Below are 17,219 nucleotides of genomic sequence, written 5' to 3'. Positions count from 1 at the left end.
CCCGGTACTTGAACGCGGCAAGATGGCGTCCGCTGTCAAGACCGGGATCGTGACTGGGTCGTGACGTGGGGTTGTGTGGGCGACCTGTGAACGATCAGAGGAGTGACGGGACCTCCGCCGCCGACACCGAACGCGTCGCCCGCTCCAGCGCGCTGGCCAGGAGCGCCAAGTCCGTCGGCCCGTTGCCCAGTTCGCGGACCGGGCGGCGGGCCGGGGGGTCGCCCATGCGCTGCCACTCCAGCGGGACGACCGTGGGGCGGAGCGTCGCCGTGCGCGGGATACGGCCCGTCACACGGCCACCCTGGAACGGGGTGCTCCGGCCGTCCGCGAGGGTCAACCGGCCGCGGCCGGGCGCCGGTTCCTCCGGGCCCTGGGTCGTCGGGTCGAGGGTGACGCGGAGCGTGGCGTGCCGGGCGGGTTCCGTCTCGGCCGTACGGGCGTCCAGTGCGGCGGCCGCCACCAGGTGCACGCCGAGCCGCTCGCCCTCGCGGGCCACCGCCTCCAGCGCGCGTATGACCGAACCGGCGGCGGGACGGCCGGGCGAGCCCAACGGCGGCTTCACCAGGGCGTCCAGGTCGTCGACGACCACGACGAGCCGGGGCAACGGCGGCGCCGCCTCGGTCTGTTGACGGGCCGCAGCCGGGCGCAGCCGGATCGTCGAACTCGTCGGACTCTCCAGATCGCCGGCACCGGACGAGCCCCGCTGGGCGACGATCCGGCCCGACACCTCGTGCCGCGCGTGCCACTCGGCGAACCCGATCATGCCCAGCAGCTCGGCCCGCCGCTTCAGCTCCGCGCTCAGCGACTGCGCGAACTCCCGCATCCGCACCGGGTCGTTGGCCGTGAGATGCGTGGTCACATGCGGTACGTCCGTGCAGACCCGCAGGCCCTCGCCGTGACCGCCGCCCGCGCCGACACTGTCCCGGCCGTCGATCAGCACGATGCCCAGCCGGTCGGGCCGCTCGGCCGCCGCGAGCGAGGCGACCACCGCCCGCAGCGACTCCGTACGGCCGCTGCCCGGCGGGCCCTCGATCAGCAGATGCGGGCCCTCGGCGGCGAGGTCCGCGCTGACCGGCCCGCGCGGTCCGGCCCCGAGCACCGCCCAGGCCCGCCCGCCGAGCGCGTCCTTGTCGTCCCCCGCGTCCGCCCAACGCGCCAGCAGCGACGCCGGGGTGGCCCGGGCAAGACCCAACTCGTCCAGCAGCCGCGCCGATTGGGGCAACGGCGCCGACACGCGCGCGTGCCGCTCACCCGTCGCGCCGTCCGCCCTGAGCGGCGCCAGCGCCCGCGCGAACCGCTCGGCCCACGCGAGTGAGACGGCGTCCACGGCGGCCACGGTGCCTTCGCCTACGGGGCCCACGGGAGCGGAGTCCGCCGAGCCGGGCGCGCCGGGGCGTGGTTCCGCCGCGCCGGGCTGCTGCGACCCGTCGTGCGCCACCCGCAGCAGCCGCAGCGCCGTCGCCACGTCGCCGCTCAGCAGCGCGACCGCGCCGCACTCCCGGAACGTCGGCGCCGCCGCGCAGGCCGCCTCGTAGGTCTCCGTCACCGGCGACGTGGGCGAGGCCGCCTCCGTCTCGGCGAGACACACGACGTGGATACCGGCCCGGGGCCCGTCGTGGGCCAGCCGCGCCACCGCCTCGCGCACATCGGCGCCACCGGGGTCACCGTCCACCACCAGCACGGTGTACGGCCCCGCGAACCCGTCCGCCGGGCTGTCACCGTCGTCGGTGCGGGCCCAGGAGGGGCGGTGGACGGCGCCGCGCACGGAGTCGGAGTCGGCGGGGTCGGTGGAACGGGGCCGGGTGGCACCGGAGTCCGGGTCGTCGAAGGTGCGCGGACCGGGGGCGCCGGAGCGGTCGTGATGGGCCTCGTCGGTGATCGAGTACGCGGTGGGGGCGCTCGACGGGGAACTCGCGCCCGTCTGGTGACGGTCGTCCGCCGGACCGCGCTGCGCGCCGATCCCCGGAGTACGCCGGCCGGCGTTGAGGGAGCCCCCGTAGGTGGCCCTCGGCAGGCCCCCGCCGTGCGGGTCCGAGATGTGATCCTCCAGGCGCCGCAGGAGTTCGTCGGTGCGGGCCGTGGCCTGTTCGCGGTCGTAGGCCAGCAGCAGGCGGCAGTCCTGGCCGTGCCCGGGGCGCAGATGCGGCAGCCAGCCGAGCCAGGACCACTCGGCGGTCCGCTCGGCCACAGGACGCGCCCGGTCCGTGCTGATCAGCACGATCTCCAGGGCGTCCGGGGAGTGCAGCGCGGCGAGCTGGGCCACCACCGCGCGGGCGAGCCCCGCCAGCCGCGTGCGCGGTCCGGCCAGGCCCAGCGCGCCGACCTCGCGGAGCCCGGAGGTCACCGGCACCGCGGGCAGCAGCGCCGAGCCGTCCGGTGTCGCGCGGTCGGCGGTGCCGAGCCGCACGGTGAGCGCCTCGGGGTGGCCGGGGCCGCGCTCCCACAGCCGGGGTCCCGGGCCCAGGGCGGTGAGCAGCAGGGCGGCCGGGTCGGGCCAGGTGTCCGACTGCTGGGCGGGCACGGGCGGGGTCGGCGCGTTCTGACCGGCGCCCTCCCCGTCGTAGGAGTCGTGGGAATCGCCGTACGAGGTGTCGTACGACGACTCGGGGTCCTCGCCGGCCGACTCGCCGCGGCCGCCCGTCAGGCGGCGGGCCCACTTGCCGATGCCGCCACGCCTGCGCACACCCTGCGGCACGTCGGTGCCCCGCAGGGGAGTGCCCTTGCGGCCGTCGTCCTCGCCGGGTTCGTCGCGTACGGGGATGCGGGAGGTCGTCGTCCGCGCGGAGAACGATTCCTCGGCGCGCTCGCCCTCGAGGGCCTCGCCGAGCGCCCCGAAGCGGCCCGCGTGGGTGTCCCCGCCGTCGGGGACCACGCGGTGCTCGATGCTCGGGGCGGCGCCCTGGCCGGGCACCACGGGCGGCTGCGCGCGGGGGCCGGCGGGGGAGCCGGGGGACACGCGCACGTGGCCCTCGCCGTCCGGGGTCGTCTCGGTGCGCGCTCCCGGGCCGCCGGACGGGGTCAGCCGCAGGGCGGACTCGCCGATCCGCAGCAGCGCGCCCGGGGCGAAGCGCACCGGGCGGGTGCCCACGCGCGTGCCCGCCAGCGTGGTGCCGTTCGTCGAGCCCAGGTCGGCGACCGAGACCCGGCCGCCGGGGTCGACCGTCACCGCGCAGTGCAGCCGGGAGACGTCCGGGTCGTCGAGCGGGACGTCGGCGTCGGCGGAGCGGCCGATGTGGATCTGGCCGCCGTGCAGGAGGTGCACCCCGCCCGCGTCCGGGCCCGCGACCACATGGAGCTGGGTCGGGGCGTCGTCCAGCTCGGGATGCGCCTCGGGCTCGGCGGGGGCGCCCAGGGACAGCACCGCGCCGTCCGTCAGCGGGGGCTCGCCGAGCGTGCAGCGCTGGGTGTCCAGGCGCTCCACGCCCGCGTAGAGCACGATCGGGGCGCCGGACTCACGGCTCCGCTCGGGCGCGGACGCGCCCGGGTCGGCGGAGACCGCCGAGGCCAGCGCCGACGCCACCGCGGCCAGGGCCGTGCCGGCGGGCGCGGTGACCAGCACATCGCAGCTCGCGGAGCGGCCCCGCGGCTGCGCGGGCGGCCCCAGCGGGTCTACGACGGTCAGCCGGATCTGCATCGCCGTCAGCGGTCCCTTCTGCCCCGGGCGCGGAATATTCCCCCACCCCGCGCGAGCACATCGGCCAGTTCTGCACGCATCCTCGCACCTGCCACTGACAACGCGCCCGGGGCCCGGCAGCAAGTGATCTTGATTGGTCAGCTCTGTCCCCAAAAGTGCCTGACCAGTGCCGCACCGGTGATCGAGTGAGACCGGTCATGTCCGGCTTCGGTGACCATTGGGGCAACCGGGAGACCGGGGTGAGCGTCTTTCCTTCGAACATGTACGGCGATGCTTACGTAGGTAGCCCCAAGAGGGGCGGCACTACAGTGGACCGGAACACAGGCAAGCAGCAGGGAGCGCAGACGTGCGGCCGGTAGGCAGCAAGTACCTCCTGGAGGAGCCGCTCGGACGCGGCGCCACGGGCACCGTCTGGCGGGCCCGCCAGCGTGAGACCGCGGGCGCCGAGGCGGCTGTCCAGGGTCAGCCCGGTGAGACCGTCGCCATCAAGGTCCTCAAGGAAGAACTCGCGAGCGATCCCGACATCGTGATGCGGTTCCTGCGCGAGCGGTCGGTGCTGCTGCGCCTGACCCACCCGAACATCGTCCGGGTCCGCGACCTGGTCGTCGAGGGCGATCTCCTGGCACTCGTCATGGATCTCGTCGAGGGCCCCGACCTGCACCACTACCTGCGCGAGAACGGCCCCTTCAGCCCCGTCGGCGCCGCCCTGCTCACCGCGCAGATCGCCGACGCGCTGGCCGCCAGCCACGCCGACGGCGTCGTCCACCGCGACCTGAAGCCGGCCAACGTCCTGCTCAAGCAGGGCGGCGGCCAGATGTACCCGCTGCTCACCGACTTCGGCATCGCCCGCCTCGCCGACTCCCCGGGGCTGACCCGCACGCAGGAGTTCGTCGGCACGCCCGCGTACATCGCGCCCGAGTCCGCCGAGGGCCGCCCGCAGACCTCCGCCGTGGACATCTACGGCGCAGGCATCCTGATGTACGAGCTGGTCACCGGCCACCCGCCGTTCTCCGGCGGCTCCGCCCTCGAAGTCCTGCACCAGCATCTCAGCGCCGAACCGCGCCGCCCCTCGACCGTCCCCGACCCGCTGTGGACGGTCATCGAGCGCTGCCTGCGCAAGAACCCGGACGAACGGCCCAGCGCCGAGAACCTCGCCCGCGGCCTGCGCACCGTCGCCGAGGGCATCGGCGTACACGCCAACTCCGCGCAGATCGCCGCCGCCGAGAACGTCGGCAGGCTGCTCGCCCCCGACCCCGCGCCCGCCGCCGTACCGGGCGTACCCGGCGCCGCCGACCCGACGCAGGTCCTCTCGCACGGCGCCGGCGGCTTCGACCCGAACGCGGCCACCAGCGTCCTCCCGCACACCGGCGCCCCGCCGGGCGCCGCCGACCCGACCACCGTGCTGCCGAGCCGGGGCGCGGCCGACCCGACCACGGTCATGCCGCAGAACCCGTACGGCCAGCAGGGCGGGCAGGGCCAGCAGGGGCAGCCCGGCGGCCCCGAGCAGCCGCACCCCTGGCAGAACCAGCTGCGCGCCGCCCGCGACCGCAACGAACAGACCCAGTTCCAGCCCTACCTGGACCCCGGCGAGGACCCGCTGCGCCGCCGCCCCCAGCGCCAGGTCTCCCGCCCCCAGCAGCAGCCGCAGCAGCCCCGCCAGGCCGCCCAGCAGCGCCCGCAGCAGCGGCCCTCGCAACGCCAGCAGCCCCAGCAGGGCTACGGCTATCCGCAGCAGCAACAGCCGCAGCAGTACGCCCCGCCGAGGCAGCCGCAGCAACCCCAGCAGCGGCCTCAGGAACCGGCGCGCGAGCCCCGCCAGGCGCGGCAGCGCAGCTCCAACCCGATGAAGATCCCCGGTCTTGGCTGCCTGAAGGGCTGTCTGTTCACGATCATCCTGCTGTTCGTCGCGGGCTGGCTCGTCTGGGAGCTGACCCCGCTGCAGGACTGGATCGGCACCGGCAGGAGCTACTGGCGGGAGATCAGCCACGTCGTCGGACAGGTGAGCGGCTGGGTCAAGGATCTGAGTTCCGCCGGGAACAACTGACCCTCGATCAACGTCCCAAAGCCCCAAGTCCGGCGTTGTGTTGGTGATTTGTCGACACCCAGTGGGTGATTTCCGCCCTGGCGGTGAAGGTTGGCTCATCTGACGCGTAGTTTTAGCGACACACGCGTCGGTAGGAGCAGTCTTGGCACGGAAGATCGGCAGCCGGTACACCGCCAACCAGATCCTGGGGCGGGGCAGCGCCGGCACGGTGTGGCTGGGCGAGGGTCCCGAGGGGCCCGTCGCCGTCAAGCTGCTGCGCGAGGACCTCGCGTCCGACCAGGAGCTCGTCGGCCGCTTCGTGCAGGAGCGCACCGCCCTGCTCGGCCTGGAGCACCCGAACATCGTGTCCGTACGGGACCTGGTCGTCGACGGCAACGACCTCGCCCTCGTCATGGACCTGGTCAGGGGGACGGATCTGCGCACCCGCCTGGACCGGGAACGGCGCCTCGCCCCCGAAGCCGCGGTCGCGATCGTCGCCGACATCGCGGACGGGCTCGCGGCGGCCCACGCGGCAGGCGTCGTGCACCGGGACGTCAAGCCCGAGAACGTGCTCCTCGACATGCAGGGCCCGCTCGGACCCGGCGGCGCGCACCCGGCCCTGCTGACGGACTTCGGGGTCGCCAAGCTCATCGACTCCCCGCGGCGCACCCGCGCCACGAAGATCATCGGCACGCCCGACTACCTCGCTCCCGAGATCGTCGAGGGCCTGCCCCCGCGCGCGGCCGTCGACATCTACGCCCTGGCGACCGTGCTGTACGAACTCCTCGCCGGATTCACGCCGTTCGGGGGCGGCCACCCCGGTGCGGTGCTACGACGGCACGTCACCGAGACCGTCGTACCGCTGCCCGGGATTCCCGAGGAGCTGTGGGCGCTGCTCGTCCAGTGCCTGGCGAAGGCGCCGGCGTCCCGGTTGCGGGCCTCCGAGCTCGCGGCCCGGCTGCGGGAACAGCTGCCGCTGCTGGCCGGGATGCCTCCGCTGGACGTCGACGAGCCGGACACCGAGCAGGAGGACCAGGAGCCGGAGGAGGCGCCGGTGGCGGCGCCGGCGCGCGGTGAGCGGGTGCGGCGGGGGGCCGTGCCGCTGGTGCCCGGCGCGAAGCCCGCGGACTCCAACCGGGACACGCACACCTCGATGCGGGTGCCCGCGCCGGACGAACTCGCCGGCGGGGCGCGCGGTACGGCTCGCGCCCCGCGTGCGGCGGGTGCTCCGCGGCCCGGCTCGGCCCGGCACCGGGCGGCGACCCGGCGTCGGCGGCTGACCCTCGGGGCGGCGGCGGTGGTGCTGGTCGCGGCGGTGGGGGTCGGTACGTGGGCGGCGACGTCCGGGGACGACTCGGGGGCGACGTCCCCGGACACGAAGAACTCGGCACCGGCTTCGCCATAAGGCTCTTCGCCCCCGCCGCCCCTACCCGTCCCGTCCCTGGGGGCTGCCGCCCCCAGACCCCCGCTTCGGCCTGAACGGCCTCGTCCTCAAACGCCGGACGGGCTGAGTGACGCGGACCGTGATTTCAGAGACCGGGCCGGATGGGCTGAGTGATGGGGGATGGGTGCTTGGGAGACCGAGTCGGACGGGCTGGGGTGGTGCACCTCCTCGGCCGACCGAGTCGGATGGGCTGAGTGATGCGGACCGGTGCTTGAGAGACCGAGTCGGACAGGCTGGGGCGGCGCCCCTCTCGATCGACCGAGTCGGACGGGCTTGAGGTGGGTCACCTCTCGACCGACCGAGTCGGACGGGCTTGTAGTGGTTCAGTTCTTGAGGGACCGAGTCGGGTGGTGGGTGGGCATAGGTCGGGGGTCTGGGGGCGGAGCCCCCAGGTACGCCCGCGGCAGGTGGCGGTGAGTCAGAGGTCCGGTGATCTTCAGGTGGCGGTGAGTCGGGGTCCCGGTGGCCTTCAGGTGGCGGTGAGTCGGAGTCCCCGGTGGCCTTCAGGTGCCGCAGGCTCGGCGCAGCCCGCTTGGTGGAGCCGTTACGCTGGAGGCGTGGCAGTCGTCGATGTTTCCGAAGAGCTCAAGTCCCTCTCCTCGACCATGGAGTCGATCGAGGCCGTCCTGGACCTGGACAAGCTGAGGGCAGATGTCGTCGTCCTCGAGGAGCAGGCGGCAGCGCCCTCCCTGTGGGACGACCCGGAGGCGGCGCAGAAGGTCACCAGCAAGCTGAGTCACCTCCAGGCCGAGATCCGCAAGACCGAGGCCCTGCGCGGCCGGATCGACGACCTCTCGGTCCTCTTCGAGATGGCCGAGGAGGAGGACGACCCGGACACCCTCGCCGAGGCGGAGAACGAGCTGTCCGCCGTCAAGAAGGCGCTGGACGAGATGGAGGTCCGTACTCTTCTTTCCGGCGAGTACGACTCCCGCGAGGCCGTCGTCACCATCCGCGCCGAGGCCGGCGGCGTCGACGCCTCCGACTTCGCCGAGAAGCTCCAGCGCATGTACCTGCGCTGGGCCGAGCGCCACGGCTACAAGACGGAGCTCTACGAGACGTCGTACGCCGAAGAGGCCGGCATCAAGTCGACGACCTTCGCCGTGCACGTCCCGTACGCCTACGGCACGCTCTCCGTCGAGCAGGGCACCCACCGGCTGGTCCGGATCTCGCCCTTCGACAACCAGGGGCGCCGTCAGACCTCCTTCGCGGGTGTCGAGATCCTGCCGGTCGTCGAGCAGACCGATCACATCGAGATCGACGAGTCCGAGTTGCGGGTGGATGTCTACCGGTCCTCCGGGCCCGGTGGGCAGGGCGTCAACACCACCGACTCCGCGGTCCGCCTCACCCACCTGCCCACCGGCATCGTCGTCTCCTGCCAGAACGAGCGCTCGCAGATCCAGAACAAGGCCAGCGCGATGAACGTGCTCCAGGCCAAGCTGCTGGAGCGGCGCCGCCAGGAGGAGCAGGCCCGGATGGACGCCCTCAAGGGCGACGGCGGCAACTCCTGGGGCAACCAGATGCGTTCTTACGTCCTGCACCCGTACCAGATGGTCAAGGACCTGCGTACGGAGTACGAAGTGGGCAACCCCGAGGCTGTGTTCAACGGCGAGATCGACGGCTTCCTCGAGGCCGGAATTCGCTGGCGCAAGCAGCAGGAGAAGTAAGTTTGTCGACAAGGCAACTGCCGTCCACCGGGCGGCAGTTGCCTTTTGCTTTCCCGTCGTGCTCCCCGATGTCTGGGTTTTACATCACACTCACAGGTTCCATCCCCCAGCAAAGAACCCGTAGTTGGACATTGCGCTCGCAACGGCCTTGACGTTGCTGTGAAAAATGGGAAGGGTGAAGCGTGGCATGCGTGTCTCTGGGGCGCATGTGAACCGGGGGAGTCGAGCTTTCGCCAGCCGCTACCCCTGTCGATCACGGCCCCGGACACCGACGCACCACTGACGACGAGCTACATGGGGGTAGCAACCTAATGACGAAGAAGACGCGGATCCGTGTCGCGCGCATAGCGGCGGGCGCGATCATCGCCGCCGGCGCCTCGCTGACCGCCGCGGGTGCCGCATCGGCGCTCGACCTGGGCGTGACCGTGGACGGCAACGGGGTCAGCGCGGACGTCAACCTCGACGACCCGACGACCGACCCGGCCTCGACTCCGCCCGCGACTCCGACCGACACGGGCGTCCCGACCGCCCCGGACAGCACGCCGCCGGCCACCCCGCCGTCCACGCCCGTCTCGACTCCTCCCACCGACGAGCCGACCGAGCCCACGGACAACCCCACCGAGCCGACGGACGAGCCCACGACCGACAGCCCGTCGGACGGCAGCACCAGCGGCTCCGGCTCCACCGGCGGCAACAACGCCGACCCCGACGGCGGTTCCTCCGCCCAGGAAGCCGGTACCTCCGCCCTCACGGACACCGGTTCCGACACCACGGCCCAGGGCAGCGGTGACGAGCTGGCCGAGACCGGTGCCGGCCAGACCGCGTTCCTGCTGATCGGCGCCGCGACGATGATCGCCGGCGGCATCGCCTTCCGCGTCCTCCCGCGCCTCGGGAACGGTCGCAACGGCACGGTCGCCTGACGGTAGCCGTCCCTGTACGGACCGTACGCACGTCGTACGACGAAGGGCCCGGAGCTTGTCGCTCCGGGCCCTTCCCTGTGTCCTCGTCCAGGCCGCCTACGCGGTCTGGTGCGCCACCAGCGCCAGCGCCGCGATCAGCACCGCGAGCAGGGCGATCAACGCCATGGGGTTGAGATTGCCCCACGGGTTCTCCTGCTGCAGCCGCGCGCGGTTCGCGCGGCAGACGGGACAGCGGCCCTCGTTCACGGGCGCCGCGCAGTTCGCGCACACCAACCGGTCGTACGTCATGCGCTCGCCCTCCTTGCACCGGCTTCCACAGACACAACGCCTCGGGAAACTAGAACGTTCCCCCTCCACTGTGCCAGGTTCCGCGGGATTCGGCGCGGCTCGCCTTATCCTGCCCCGACCTTGTGCGTTCCAGCCCTTCAGATCCGCGACAAAACGTGCAAGCCTCGCACAACCCTGGAGGGCGACTGCGCGGGCACACCCAGGTCGCGTATGGTCACGCTCACCTACCCCCGGCTACCCGTGGTGCTCCCGTGATCCGATTCGACAGTGTCTCCAAGGTCTACCCCAAGCAGACCCGCCCCGCTCTCAGGGACGTCTCCCTGGAAGTGGAGAAGGGCGAGTTCGTGTTCCTCGTGGGGTCCTCCGGCTCCGGAAAGTCCACCTTCCTGAGGCTGGTCCTCCGCGAGGAGCGGTGCAGCCAGGGCCAGGTGCACGTGCTGGGCAAGGACCTCGCCCGCATCTCCAACTGGAAGGTGCCGCAGATGCGCCGCCAGCTGGGGACCGTCTTCCAGGACTTCCGCCTGCTGCCCAACAAGACGGTCGCCGAGAACGTGGCCTTCGCACAGGAGGTCATCGGCAAGTCCAAGGGCGAGATCCGCAAGTCCGTGCCCCAGGTGCTCGACCTCGTCGGGCTGGGAGGCAAGGAAGACCGGCGGCCCGGTGAACTCTCCGGTGGTGAGCAGCAGCGCGTGGCCATCGCGAGAGCCTTCGTGAACCGGCCCAAGCTCCTCATCGCGGACGAACCCACCGGCAACCTCGACCCGCAGACCTCCGTCGGCATCATGAAGCTGCTCGACCGGATCAACCGGACGGGCACCACCGTGGTGATGGCGACGCACGACCAGAACATCGTGGACCAGATGCGCAAGCGCGTCATCGAGCTGGAGGGCGGCCGCCTCGTCCGTGACCAGGCGCGTGGCGTCTACGGCTACCAGCACTGACCGCCGTTCGACCGCCGTCTGATGTCCGTCCACGGAAAGGCCTGAAGAAGCCGCCATGCGCGCCCAGTTCGTACTGTCCGAGATCGGTGTCGGTCTCCGCCGCAACCTGACGATGACCTTCGCGGTCGTCGTCTCCGTAGCCCTGTCCCTGGCCCTCTTCGGCGGCTCGCTCCTGATGAGCGACCAGGTCACCACCATGAAGGGCTACTGGTACGACAAGGTCAACGTCTCGATCTTCCTCTGCAACAAGAGCGACGCCGAGTCCGACCCCAACTGTGCCAAGGGCGCGGTGACCGACGACCAGAAGGCGCAGATCAAGTCCGACCTCGACAAGATGTCGGTCGTCCAGAAGGTCACGTACGAGTCGCAGGACGAGGCGTACAAGCACTACAAGCAGCAGTTCGGCGACTCCCCGCTGGCCAGTTCGCTCACCCCGGACCAGATGCAGGAGTCGTACCGCATCAAGCTGAAGGACCCGCAGAAGTACCAGGTCATCGCGACCGCCTTCGACGGCCGTGACGGCGTCCAGTCGGTGCAGGACCAGAAGGGCATCCTGGACAACCTCTTCGGCCTGCTGAACGGCATGAACTGGGCCGCCCGCGCGGTCATGGCCCTCATGCTCGTCGTCGCCCTGATGCTGATCGTCAACACGGTGCGCGTCTCGGCGTTCAGCCGTCGCCGTGAGACCGGCATCATGCGGCTGGTCGGCGCGTCCGGCTTCTACATCCAGGCCCCGTTCATCATGGAGGCCGCCGTCGCCGGCCTCATCGGCGGCACGGTCGCCTGCGGATTCCTGGTGATCGGCCGGTACTTCATCATCGACCACGGCCTGGACCTGTCCCACAAACTCAATCTGATCAACTTCATCGGCTGGGACGCCGTCCTCACCAAGCTCCCGCTCATCCTCGCGACGAGCCTCCTGATGCCCGCGCTGGCAGCGTTTTTCGCGCTGCGCAAGTACCTCAAGGTGTGACGCATGCCAAGAGGGCCGTACGGGCAACCGCCCGTGCGGCCCTTCCCGTTGTCCTAGACTCACCGCCATGTCAGGCCGCGACCTGTTCTGTCAGCCCCGCCGCATCCGCCGCGGGGCAGCCCTGACATTGGTGTTCGCGAGCGTGCTCGTCGCCGGTGCGGCGACCGGGTCGTTCGAGGAACCCGTCCCGCCGGACCGTAAATCGGCGTCCGGTACGGCCCGTTCGGCGCCCGTCGCCAAGCACGAGGACGTCGCGAAGGCCGCCGCCGAGGCGAAGGCCGACGGCAAGTCGCCCATGGAGGCCGCCGAACGCGCCGTCAGCCGCAGCGGGGACCGCTGGGGCGCCGTGTACTCCCAGGGGGAGTACGAGGAGTTCGAGGAGGCCCTCGACGGCCAGTACACCGGCGTCGGGCTCTGGGCCCGCCGGGAGCGCGACGGCCGGATCGAGGTGACCAAGGTGCAGTCCGGGTCGCCCGCCGCCATCGCCGGGGTCCGCAAGGGCGACCGGCTGCGCACGATCGACGGCGAGAACGTCGACGGACAGCCCGTCACCGAGGTCGTGGCCTTACTCCGCGGCGACGCCCAGGACGCCGCCGCCGGCACCACCGTCACCCTCGGCCTGGAGCGCGGCACGCACGCGTGGAGCGAGACCGTACGGCGCGCCCGCCTCTCCACCGACTCCGTGACCGTCACCAGACCCGCCGGCGAGGTCACCGTCATCAAGATCTCCGCGTTCACCAAGGGCGTCGGCGACATCGTCCGCACCGCCGTCCGCCAGGCCCCCGCCGACTCCGGGTTCATCCTCGACCTGCGCGGCAACTCCGGCGGCCTGGTCGCCGAGGCCGTCACCACCGCCTCCGCCTTCCTCGACGGCGGCCTCGTCGCCACGTACGACGTCGACGGCGAGCAGCAGGTCCTGCACGCGGCCACCGGCGGCGACACCACCAGACCCCTGGTCGCGCTCGTCGACGGCGGCACGATGAGCGCGGCCGAGATGCTCACCGGCGCCCTCCAGGACCGAGGCCGCGCGGTCGTCGTGGGCTCCAGGACCTTCGGCAAGGGCTCGGTCCAGATGCCGAGCCAGCTCCCCGACGGCGCCGTCGCCGAACTCACCGTCGGCCACTACCGCACCCCCTCCGGCCACACCGTCGACGGCCGGGGCATCACCCCCGACCTCGATGTCACCGCGCAGGGGCAGGCGGCCGTAGAACGCGCGGAGACCGTACTGAGCGGCCTCGGGGACGCTTCGTAATCGCCTTTCCCTCATGGCCCCTGGTAGTGCGAAAATGGGCAGCACTATGAGCAAGGGAATGTACGTACCCAAGGAGTCCCAGCCCAAGCAGGGCGGCGGGGCCGCGAAGGCCAAGGACGGCAAGCGCAAGATCGTCGCGCAGAACAAGAAGGCCCGGCACGACTACGCGATCGTCGACACCTACGAGGCCGGGCTCGTCCTGACCGGCACCGAGGTCAAGTCGCTGCGCCAGGGGCGCGCCTCGCTGACGGACGGCTTCGTCCAGATCGACGGGGGTGAGGCGTGGCTGCACAACGCCCACATCCCCGAGTACAGCCAGGGCACCTGGACGAACCACACGGTCCGCCGCAAGCGCAAGCTGCTGCTGCACCGCGAGGAGATCGACAAGCTGGCGTCCAAGTCGGAGGAGACGGGTCACACGATCGTGCCCCTCGCCCTGTACTTCAAGGACGGCCGGGCGAAGGCCGAGATCGCGCTCGCGCGAGGCAAGAAGGAGTACGACAAGCGGCAGACCCTGCGCGAGAAGCAGGACCGCCGGGAGTCGGACCGCGCGATCGCCGCCGCGAAGCGGAAGCAGCGGGGCGAGTAGCCACGGGGAATACGGTGGCATCGGCGTGCGTTGGTCACGTACGATGGCTACTGCACCCCACAGCGGGTGCGCCCCCTCTCCGGAGGGACTTGAAAAAACAACATGGGGATGATCGGTTTCGACAGCGGCTGTCGAAGCAGGTGAAGCGTGTCGAGGAAGCGGCAATGATCTCGTTAACCATATGTCGCAACCAATAATCGCCAATTCCAAGAGCGATTCCCAGTCCTTCGCCCTCGCTGCCTAATAACAGCGACTGAAGGACCCTAAAAGGGTGTCAGACCGGGGATGTTCCCGACCCGGACCCTGGCATAATCTAGGGAACTAAACCATCGGGCCCGGTCACGGGGTCCGGTGGGAAATCAAACAGTGACTGGGCCCGTCGGCGACTTGTTCGCGTGATTGCCGGGGCCGAGAAAAGCACAGCGAACTGCACACGGAGAAGCCCTGATTCTGCACCGGTGGACGCGGGTTCGATTCCCGCCATCTCCACTCATCCCATGTGGGTAAAGCCCCCGCTGTTTCGACAGCGGGGGCTTTTTCCTGTCACTGAACAGTGAAGGTCGACATTCGTAGGCCGTTGCTCAGGACCAGATACACGTCCGTACGGCCCTTCGCCGCACCCGACAGATCCGCGGTCACCGTCTCGTAGTCGTACGACGATGAGGTCGCCGCCGTGTGGACCGTCCCCGCGAGCTTTCCCGTCGGGGAGCCGAGCCGGACCTCGATCGTGCCGGCTGCCGTACCCGCCACCCGGGCCGTGAACTTCGTTGCCCCCGCGCCCAGTTGGGTGTCCGCGAACTTCAGCCACGCGCCGTCCGCCGCCGCGCCCACCGCCGTGCCGCTCGCCTTGGACTCGTCGACGAGGTGGACGGCGGAGTAGTCGTCGAAGTTCTCGGCGCGGGTCGTCCGGGAGAGGTTCCGGGGCGGGATGGTCTCCCCGTGGACCTGCCAGGTCGTACGGGCTCGGATGTCCGCCGACGACGCTCCGGCCATGACGTCGTACGTGCCGGATTCCACGACCCATTTCGAGCGCGTGACGTCCCAGTGGGCCAGGTCCTTCTGCTGGATGTTCAGGTGGACCGTCTTTGTCTCCCCGGGCTTGAGCGAGACCCGTTGGAAGGCCTTGAGCTGCTTCAGGGGCTCTTTGTCGCGGGAGGTGCGCTGGTGCGTGTAGAGCTGGACGACCTCGTCGCCCGCTCGGGTGCCGGTGTTAGTGACCGGGACCTCGTAGCCGCCGGCGACGGGTTTCAGGGTGCCGTAGCGGAAGGTCGTGTACGAGAGGCCGTAGCCGAAGGGGTAGAGGGGGGTGCCCTGGAAGTACTGGTAGGTGCGGTCGGACTTGATGATGTCGTAGTCGAGGATCGACGGGAGGTCGCCGTCCGAGCGGTACCAGGTCTGGGTGAGGCGGCCGGACGGGTTGACGTCGCCGTAGAGGACATCGGCGAGGGCGTTGCCCGTCTCCTGGCCGGCGTGGGAGGTCCAGAGGAGGGCCGGGACTTCCTTCTGCACAGCGCCCAGCGTGGTGGGGTAGCTGTTCTCGACGATCACCACCGTCTTGGGGTTGGCCCGGTGGACCGCCTTGACCAGGGCCTCCTGCGAGGGGGCCAGGGACATGTCCGTGCGGTCGTGGGCCTCGCGGCCGTTGATCGACGGCATCGAACCGATGACGACGACCGCCGTGTCCTTGCCCTTCACCGCGGCCACGGCATCGTCGATGCCGTCGCGGACCACGTCCTTCGCGTAGTGCGCCGCCTGGTCCTTGGGCACCAGGCCCAGGGTGCCGTTGGCGTCGGTCGGGCCGAGGTAGACCGGGTTCGACCACCAGGACTCGGCCGTCTCGTAGCCCGCGTACCTCAGCAAGTACGTTCCGTCGTCCTGCTGTTCCAGCTTGAACTGCTGCTGGACGTACCAACCGTTGGGCTGGGTCTGGTCGTTGACGAAGTTCGACCAGTTGTAGCCGACGTACTTGCCGTTGGCGGCCGAGCGCAGGGTGACGATGCCCGAGCCCCAGTCGAACGCGTCGAACTGGGCCGCGGGCGTCGGGGTGTTGGTGGTCTCCTGCAAGGGGGCGCCCGTGTCGCCGGTGCCGGCCGTGACGTACTTGCCGGTCGCCGTGTCGCGCAGGGCGATGCGGTCGACTCCCTCGCTGGTGGCCACGGGTGCCTTCAGTTTCGCGGCGATGCCCTGCGCGGGGGTGACGGCGTAGGGGAGTGTGCCCGAGTACCAGTCGGTGTAGAGCGTGTCGGCGAGGGGGCCGACCACTGCCACGTTTTTCTGTGTCGCTTTCAGCGGAAGTGACGCACTCTTCTTGAGCAGTACCGTCCCCTCGGCCGCCGCCTTGCGCGCCAGTTGCCGATGCGCCGGGCTGTCGATGACCGACGCGTCGATCGAGCCGTACTTGCCGCCGCCCGGGTCGAACTCGCCGAGCCGGACACGGACGGAGAGGATGTCCGACACCGCCTTGTCGATGTCCGACACCTTCAACAGGCCTTGTTGCAGCGCCGAGTTGATCGCCGTGGTCGTCGGGCCGGAGTCGGCGCTGTTGTCCGTGAAGCTGTCGACACCGGCCTTGAGCGCCGCCGCGTCGCCCTCCGCGATCGTCGGGTAGTACTGCTGGGGAGTGACCAGATTGCCGGGGGCGAAGGCGTCGGTGACGTTCAGCAGGTTCTGGCCGGTCCAGGTCCTCACTTCGTCGTCCAGGTCCGGATTGACCGTCGCGGGGCGGCCGTTGACCAGGTTGTACGACGTCATCACGCCGGTGGCCGCGTCCGCCGCTATCGCCGGTTTGAAGGCGGCCTCGTCGTACTCCTTCTCCACCCGTGGGCGCAGGTCGGAGGAGGTGGTCGCGCGGTCGACCTCGTTGTTGTAGCCGAGGTAGTGCTTGAGGGTGGGGGCCGTCTTGAGGTGGTCCGGGTCGCCGCCGGTCAGGCCCTCGCCGTAGGCCGTGGACAGGGCGCCGGTCAGTTCGGGGTCCTCGCTGTAGCCCTCCTCGTTGCGGCCCCAGCGCGGGTCGCGCAACAGGTTCACCACCGGGGCCCAGAGGTTCAACCCCCAGCCGTCCGGGCGTAGTTGCTGGAAGCCGCGGGCCTCGTCGCCGACCGCCGAGCCGACCTGTTCCATCAGTGCCGGGTCCCAGGTGGAGGCGAGTCCGATGGCCTGCGGGAAGACGGTGGCCTTCCCGAGCCAGGCGACTCCGTGCAGCGCCTCGGTGCCGGTGCGGAAGGACTGGATGCCGAGGCGGGGGATCGCGGGCTCGTACTGGTGGAGGAGGGAGATCTTCTCGTCGAGGGTCAGCCGGCCCAGGAGGTCGTCAACGCGCTTACTCACGGGGAGAGTCGGGTCGCGGAAGGGGTACGGGGTGTCGGCTGTCGCCGGGACCGTCGCTCCCAGGCCGATGATCAGGGCGAACGCCACGGCGAGCGTGGTTCTGTGTCTTCTTCTCGTGCCTTTCATATCGCGGCTCCTTCAAGTAGGGCCTTGCATGCGGGCGT

Annotated in this window: 11 protein-coding genes and 1 other RNA gene; 9 read left to right on the top strand and 3 right to left on the bottom strand. The window is 70.9% G+C overall.

All coding sequences use genetic code 11. The features are described from left to right. Window positions 1-94: 94 nt before the first annotated feature. On the bottom strand, window positions 95-3,634 hold the full coding sequence (locus SSP08S_RS02490) for an FHA domain-containing protein (RefSeq protein WP_019065994.1): 3,540 nt from the start codon (window positions 3,632-3,634) through the stop codon (window positions 95-97). A 346-nt stretch (window positions 3,635-3,980) separates the two neighbouring features. On the opposite strand from SSP08S_RS02490, the gene SSP08S_RS02485 reads away from it, so the two are divergent. The 4 genes from SSP08S_RS02485 to SSP08S_RS02470 all read left to right on the top strand — a co-directional run bounded on the left by SSP08S_RS02485 (window position 3,981) and on the right by SSP08S_RS02470 (window position 9,685). Continuing rightward, window positions 3,981-5,678, top strand: a complete 1,698-nt coding sequence (locus SSP08S_RS02485; protein WP_019065993.1) for a serine/threonine-protein kinase — start codon at window positions 3,981-3,983, stop codon at window positions 5,676-5,678. Window positions 5,679-5,820: 142 nt separating this feature from the next. Continuing rightward, window positions 5,821-7,062 carry a serine/threonine-protein kinase gene (locus SSP08S_RS02480; protein WP_019065992.1) on the top strand — a complete coding sequence of 414 codons (1,242 nt, stop codon included), beginning with the start codon at window positions 5,821-5,823 and terminating at the stop codon, window positions 7,060-7,062. A 596-nt stretch (window positions 7,063-7,658) separates the two neighbouring features. Continuing rightward, window positions 7,659-8,765 (top strand): peptide chain release factor 2, encoded by a 1,107-nt coding sequence (prfB, locus tag SSP08S_RS02475; protein WP_019065991.1) that lies wholly within the window; start codon window positions 7,659-7,661, stop codon window positions 8,763-8,765. Between the two features lie 311 nt (window positions 8,766-9,076). Further along, window positions 9,077-9,685, top strand: a complete 609-nt coding sequence (locus SSP08S_RS02470) for a hypothetical protein (protein WP_019065990.1) — start codon at window positions 9,077-9,079, stop codon at window positions 9,683-9,685. A 96-nt stretch (window positions 9,686-9,781) separates the two neighbouring features. Here SSP08S_RS02470 and SSP08S_RS02465 read toward each other — a convergent pair whose 3' ends face one another. Next, window positions 9,782-9,973, bottom strand: coding sequence for a hypothetical protein (locus SSP08S_RS02465; RefSeq protein ID WP_019056429.1), 192 nt, complete (start codon window positions 9,971-9,973; stop codon window positions 9,782-9,784). A gap of 251 nt (window positions 9,974-10,224) precedes the next feature. Here SSP08S_RS02465 and ftsE point away from each other — a divergent pair, with 251 nt between their 5' ends. From ftsE to ssrA, 5 genes are all read left to right on the top strand, one after another. Beyond that, entirely contained in the window at window positions 10,225-10,914 is a 690-nt protein-coding gene (ftsE, locus tag SSP08S_RS02460) for a cell division ATP-binding protein FtsE (RefSeq protein WP_019065989.1), read from the top strand. Window positions 10,915-10,969: 55 nt separating this feature from the next. Further along, window positions 10,970-11,887, top strand: a complete 918-nt coding sequence (gene ftsX, locus SSP08S_RS02455) for a permease-like cell division protein FtsX (protein ID WP_019065988.1) — start codon at window positions 10,970-10,972, stop codon at window positions 11,885-11,887. A gap of 67 nt (window positions 11,888-11,954) precedes the next feature. Next, a complete protein-coding gene (locus SSP08S_RS02450) occupies window positions 11,955-13,139 on the top strand; it encodes a S41 family peptidase (RefSeq protein ID WP_174479363.1) in 1,185 nt (394 codons plus the stop codon). A 46-nt stretch (window positions 13,140-13,185) separates the two neighbouring features. Then, window positions 13,186-13,728: an SsrA-binding protein SmpB gene (gene smpB, locus SSP08S_RS02445; protein WP_043259227.1), complete on the top strand. Its 543-nt coding sequence runs from the start codon at window positions 13,186-13,188 to the stop codon at window positions 13,726-13,728. A gap of 104 nt (window positions 13,729-13,832) precedes the next feature. Beyond that, window positions 13,833-14,220, top strand: a transfer-messenger RNA (tmRNA) gene (ssrA, locus tag SSP08S_RS58685). 51 nt (window positions 14,221-14,271) lie between these two features. On the opposite strand, the gene SSP08S_RS02440 is transcribed toward ssrA, so the two are convergent. Next, window positions 14,272-17,181 (bottom strand): glycoside hydrolase family 3 protein, encoded by a 2,910-nt coding sequence (locus tag SSP08S_RS02440; protein ID WP_051105840.1) that lies wholly within the window; start codon window positions 17,179-17,181, stop codon window positions 14,272-14,274. Window positions 17,182-17,219: the final 38 nt, after the last annotated feature.

The sequence above is a fragment of the Streptomyces hokutonensis genome, assembly GCF_000376565.1.
Lineage (GTDB): Bacteria > Actinomycetota > Actinomycetes > Streptomycetales > Streptomycetaceae > Streptomyces > Streptomyces hokutonensis.
This window is presented reverse-complemented; position numbering and strand designations above follow the sequence as displayed.

Excerpts from the sequence above, each read along its gene's own strand:
- SSP08S_RS02490 (WP_019065994.1), bottom strand. The coding sequence starts at position 3,634 with ATGCAGATCCGGCTGACCGTCGTAGACCCGCTGGGGCCGCCCGCGCAG.
- SSP08S_RS02450 (WP_174479363.1), top strand. The coding sequence starts at position 11,955 with ATGTCAGGCCGCGACCTGTTCTGTCAGCCCCGCCGCATCCGCCGCGGG.
- SSP08S_RS02465 (WP_019056429.1), bottom strand. The coding sequence starts at position 9,973 with ATGACGTACGACCGGTTGGTGTGCGCGAACTGCGCGGCGCCCGTGAAC.
- SSP08S_RS02470 (WP_019065990.1), top strand. The coding sequence starts at position 9,077 with ATGACGAAGAAGACGCGGATCCGTGTCGCGCGCATAGCGGCGGGCGCG.
- ftsX (WP_019065988.1), top strand. The coding sequence starts at position 10,970 with ATGCGCGCCCAGTTCGTACTGTCCGAGATCGGTGTCGGTCTCCGCCGC.
- smpB (WP_043259227.1), top strand. The coding sequence starts at position 13,186 with ATGAGCAAGGGAATGTACGTACCCAAGGAGTCCCAGCCCAAGCAGGGC.
- SSP08S_RS02440 (WP_051105840.1), bottom strand. The coding sequence starts at position 17,181 with ATGAAAGGCACGAGAAGAAGACACAGAACCACGCTCGCCGTGGCGTTC.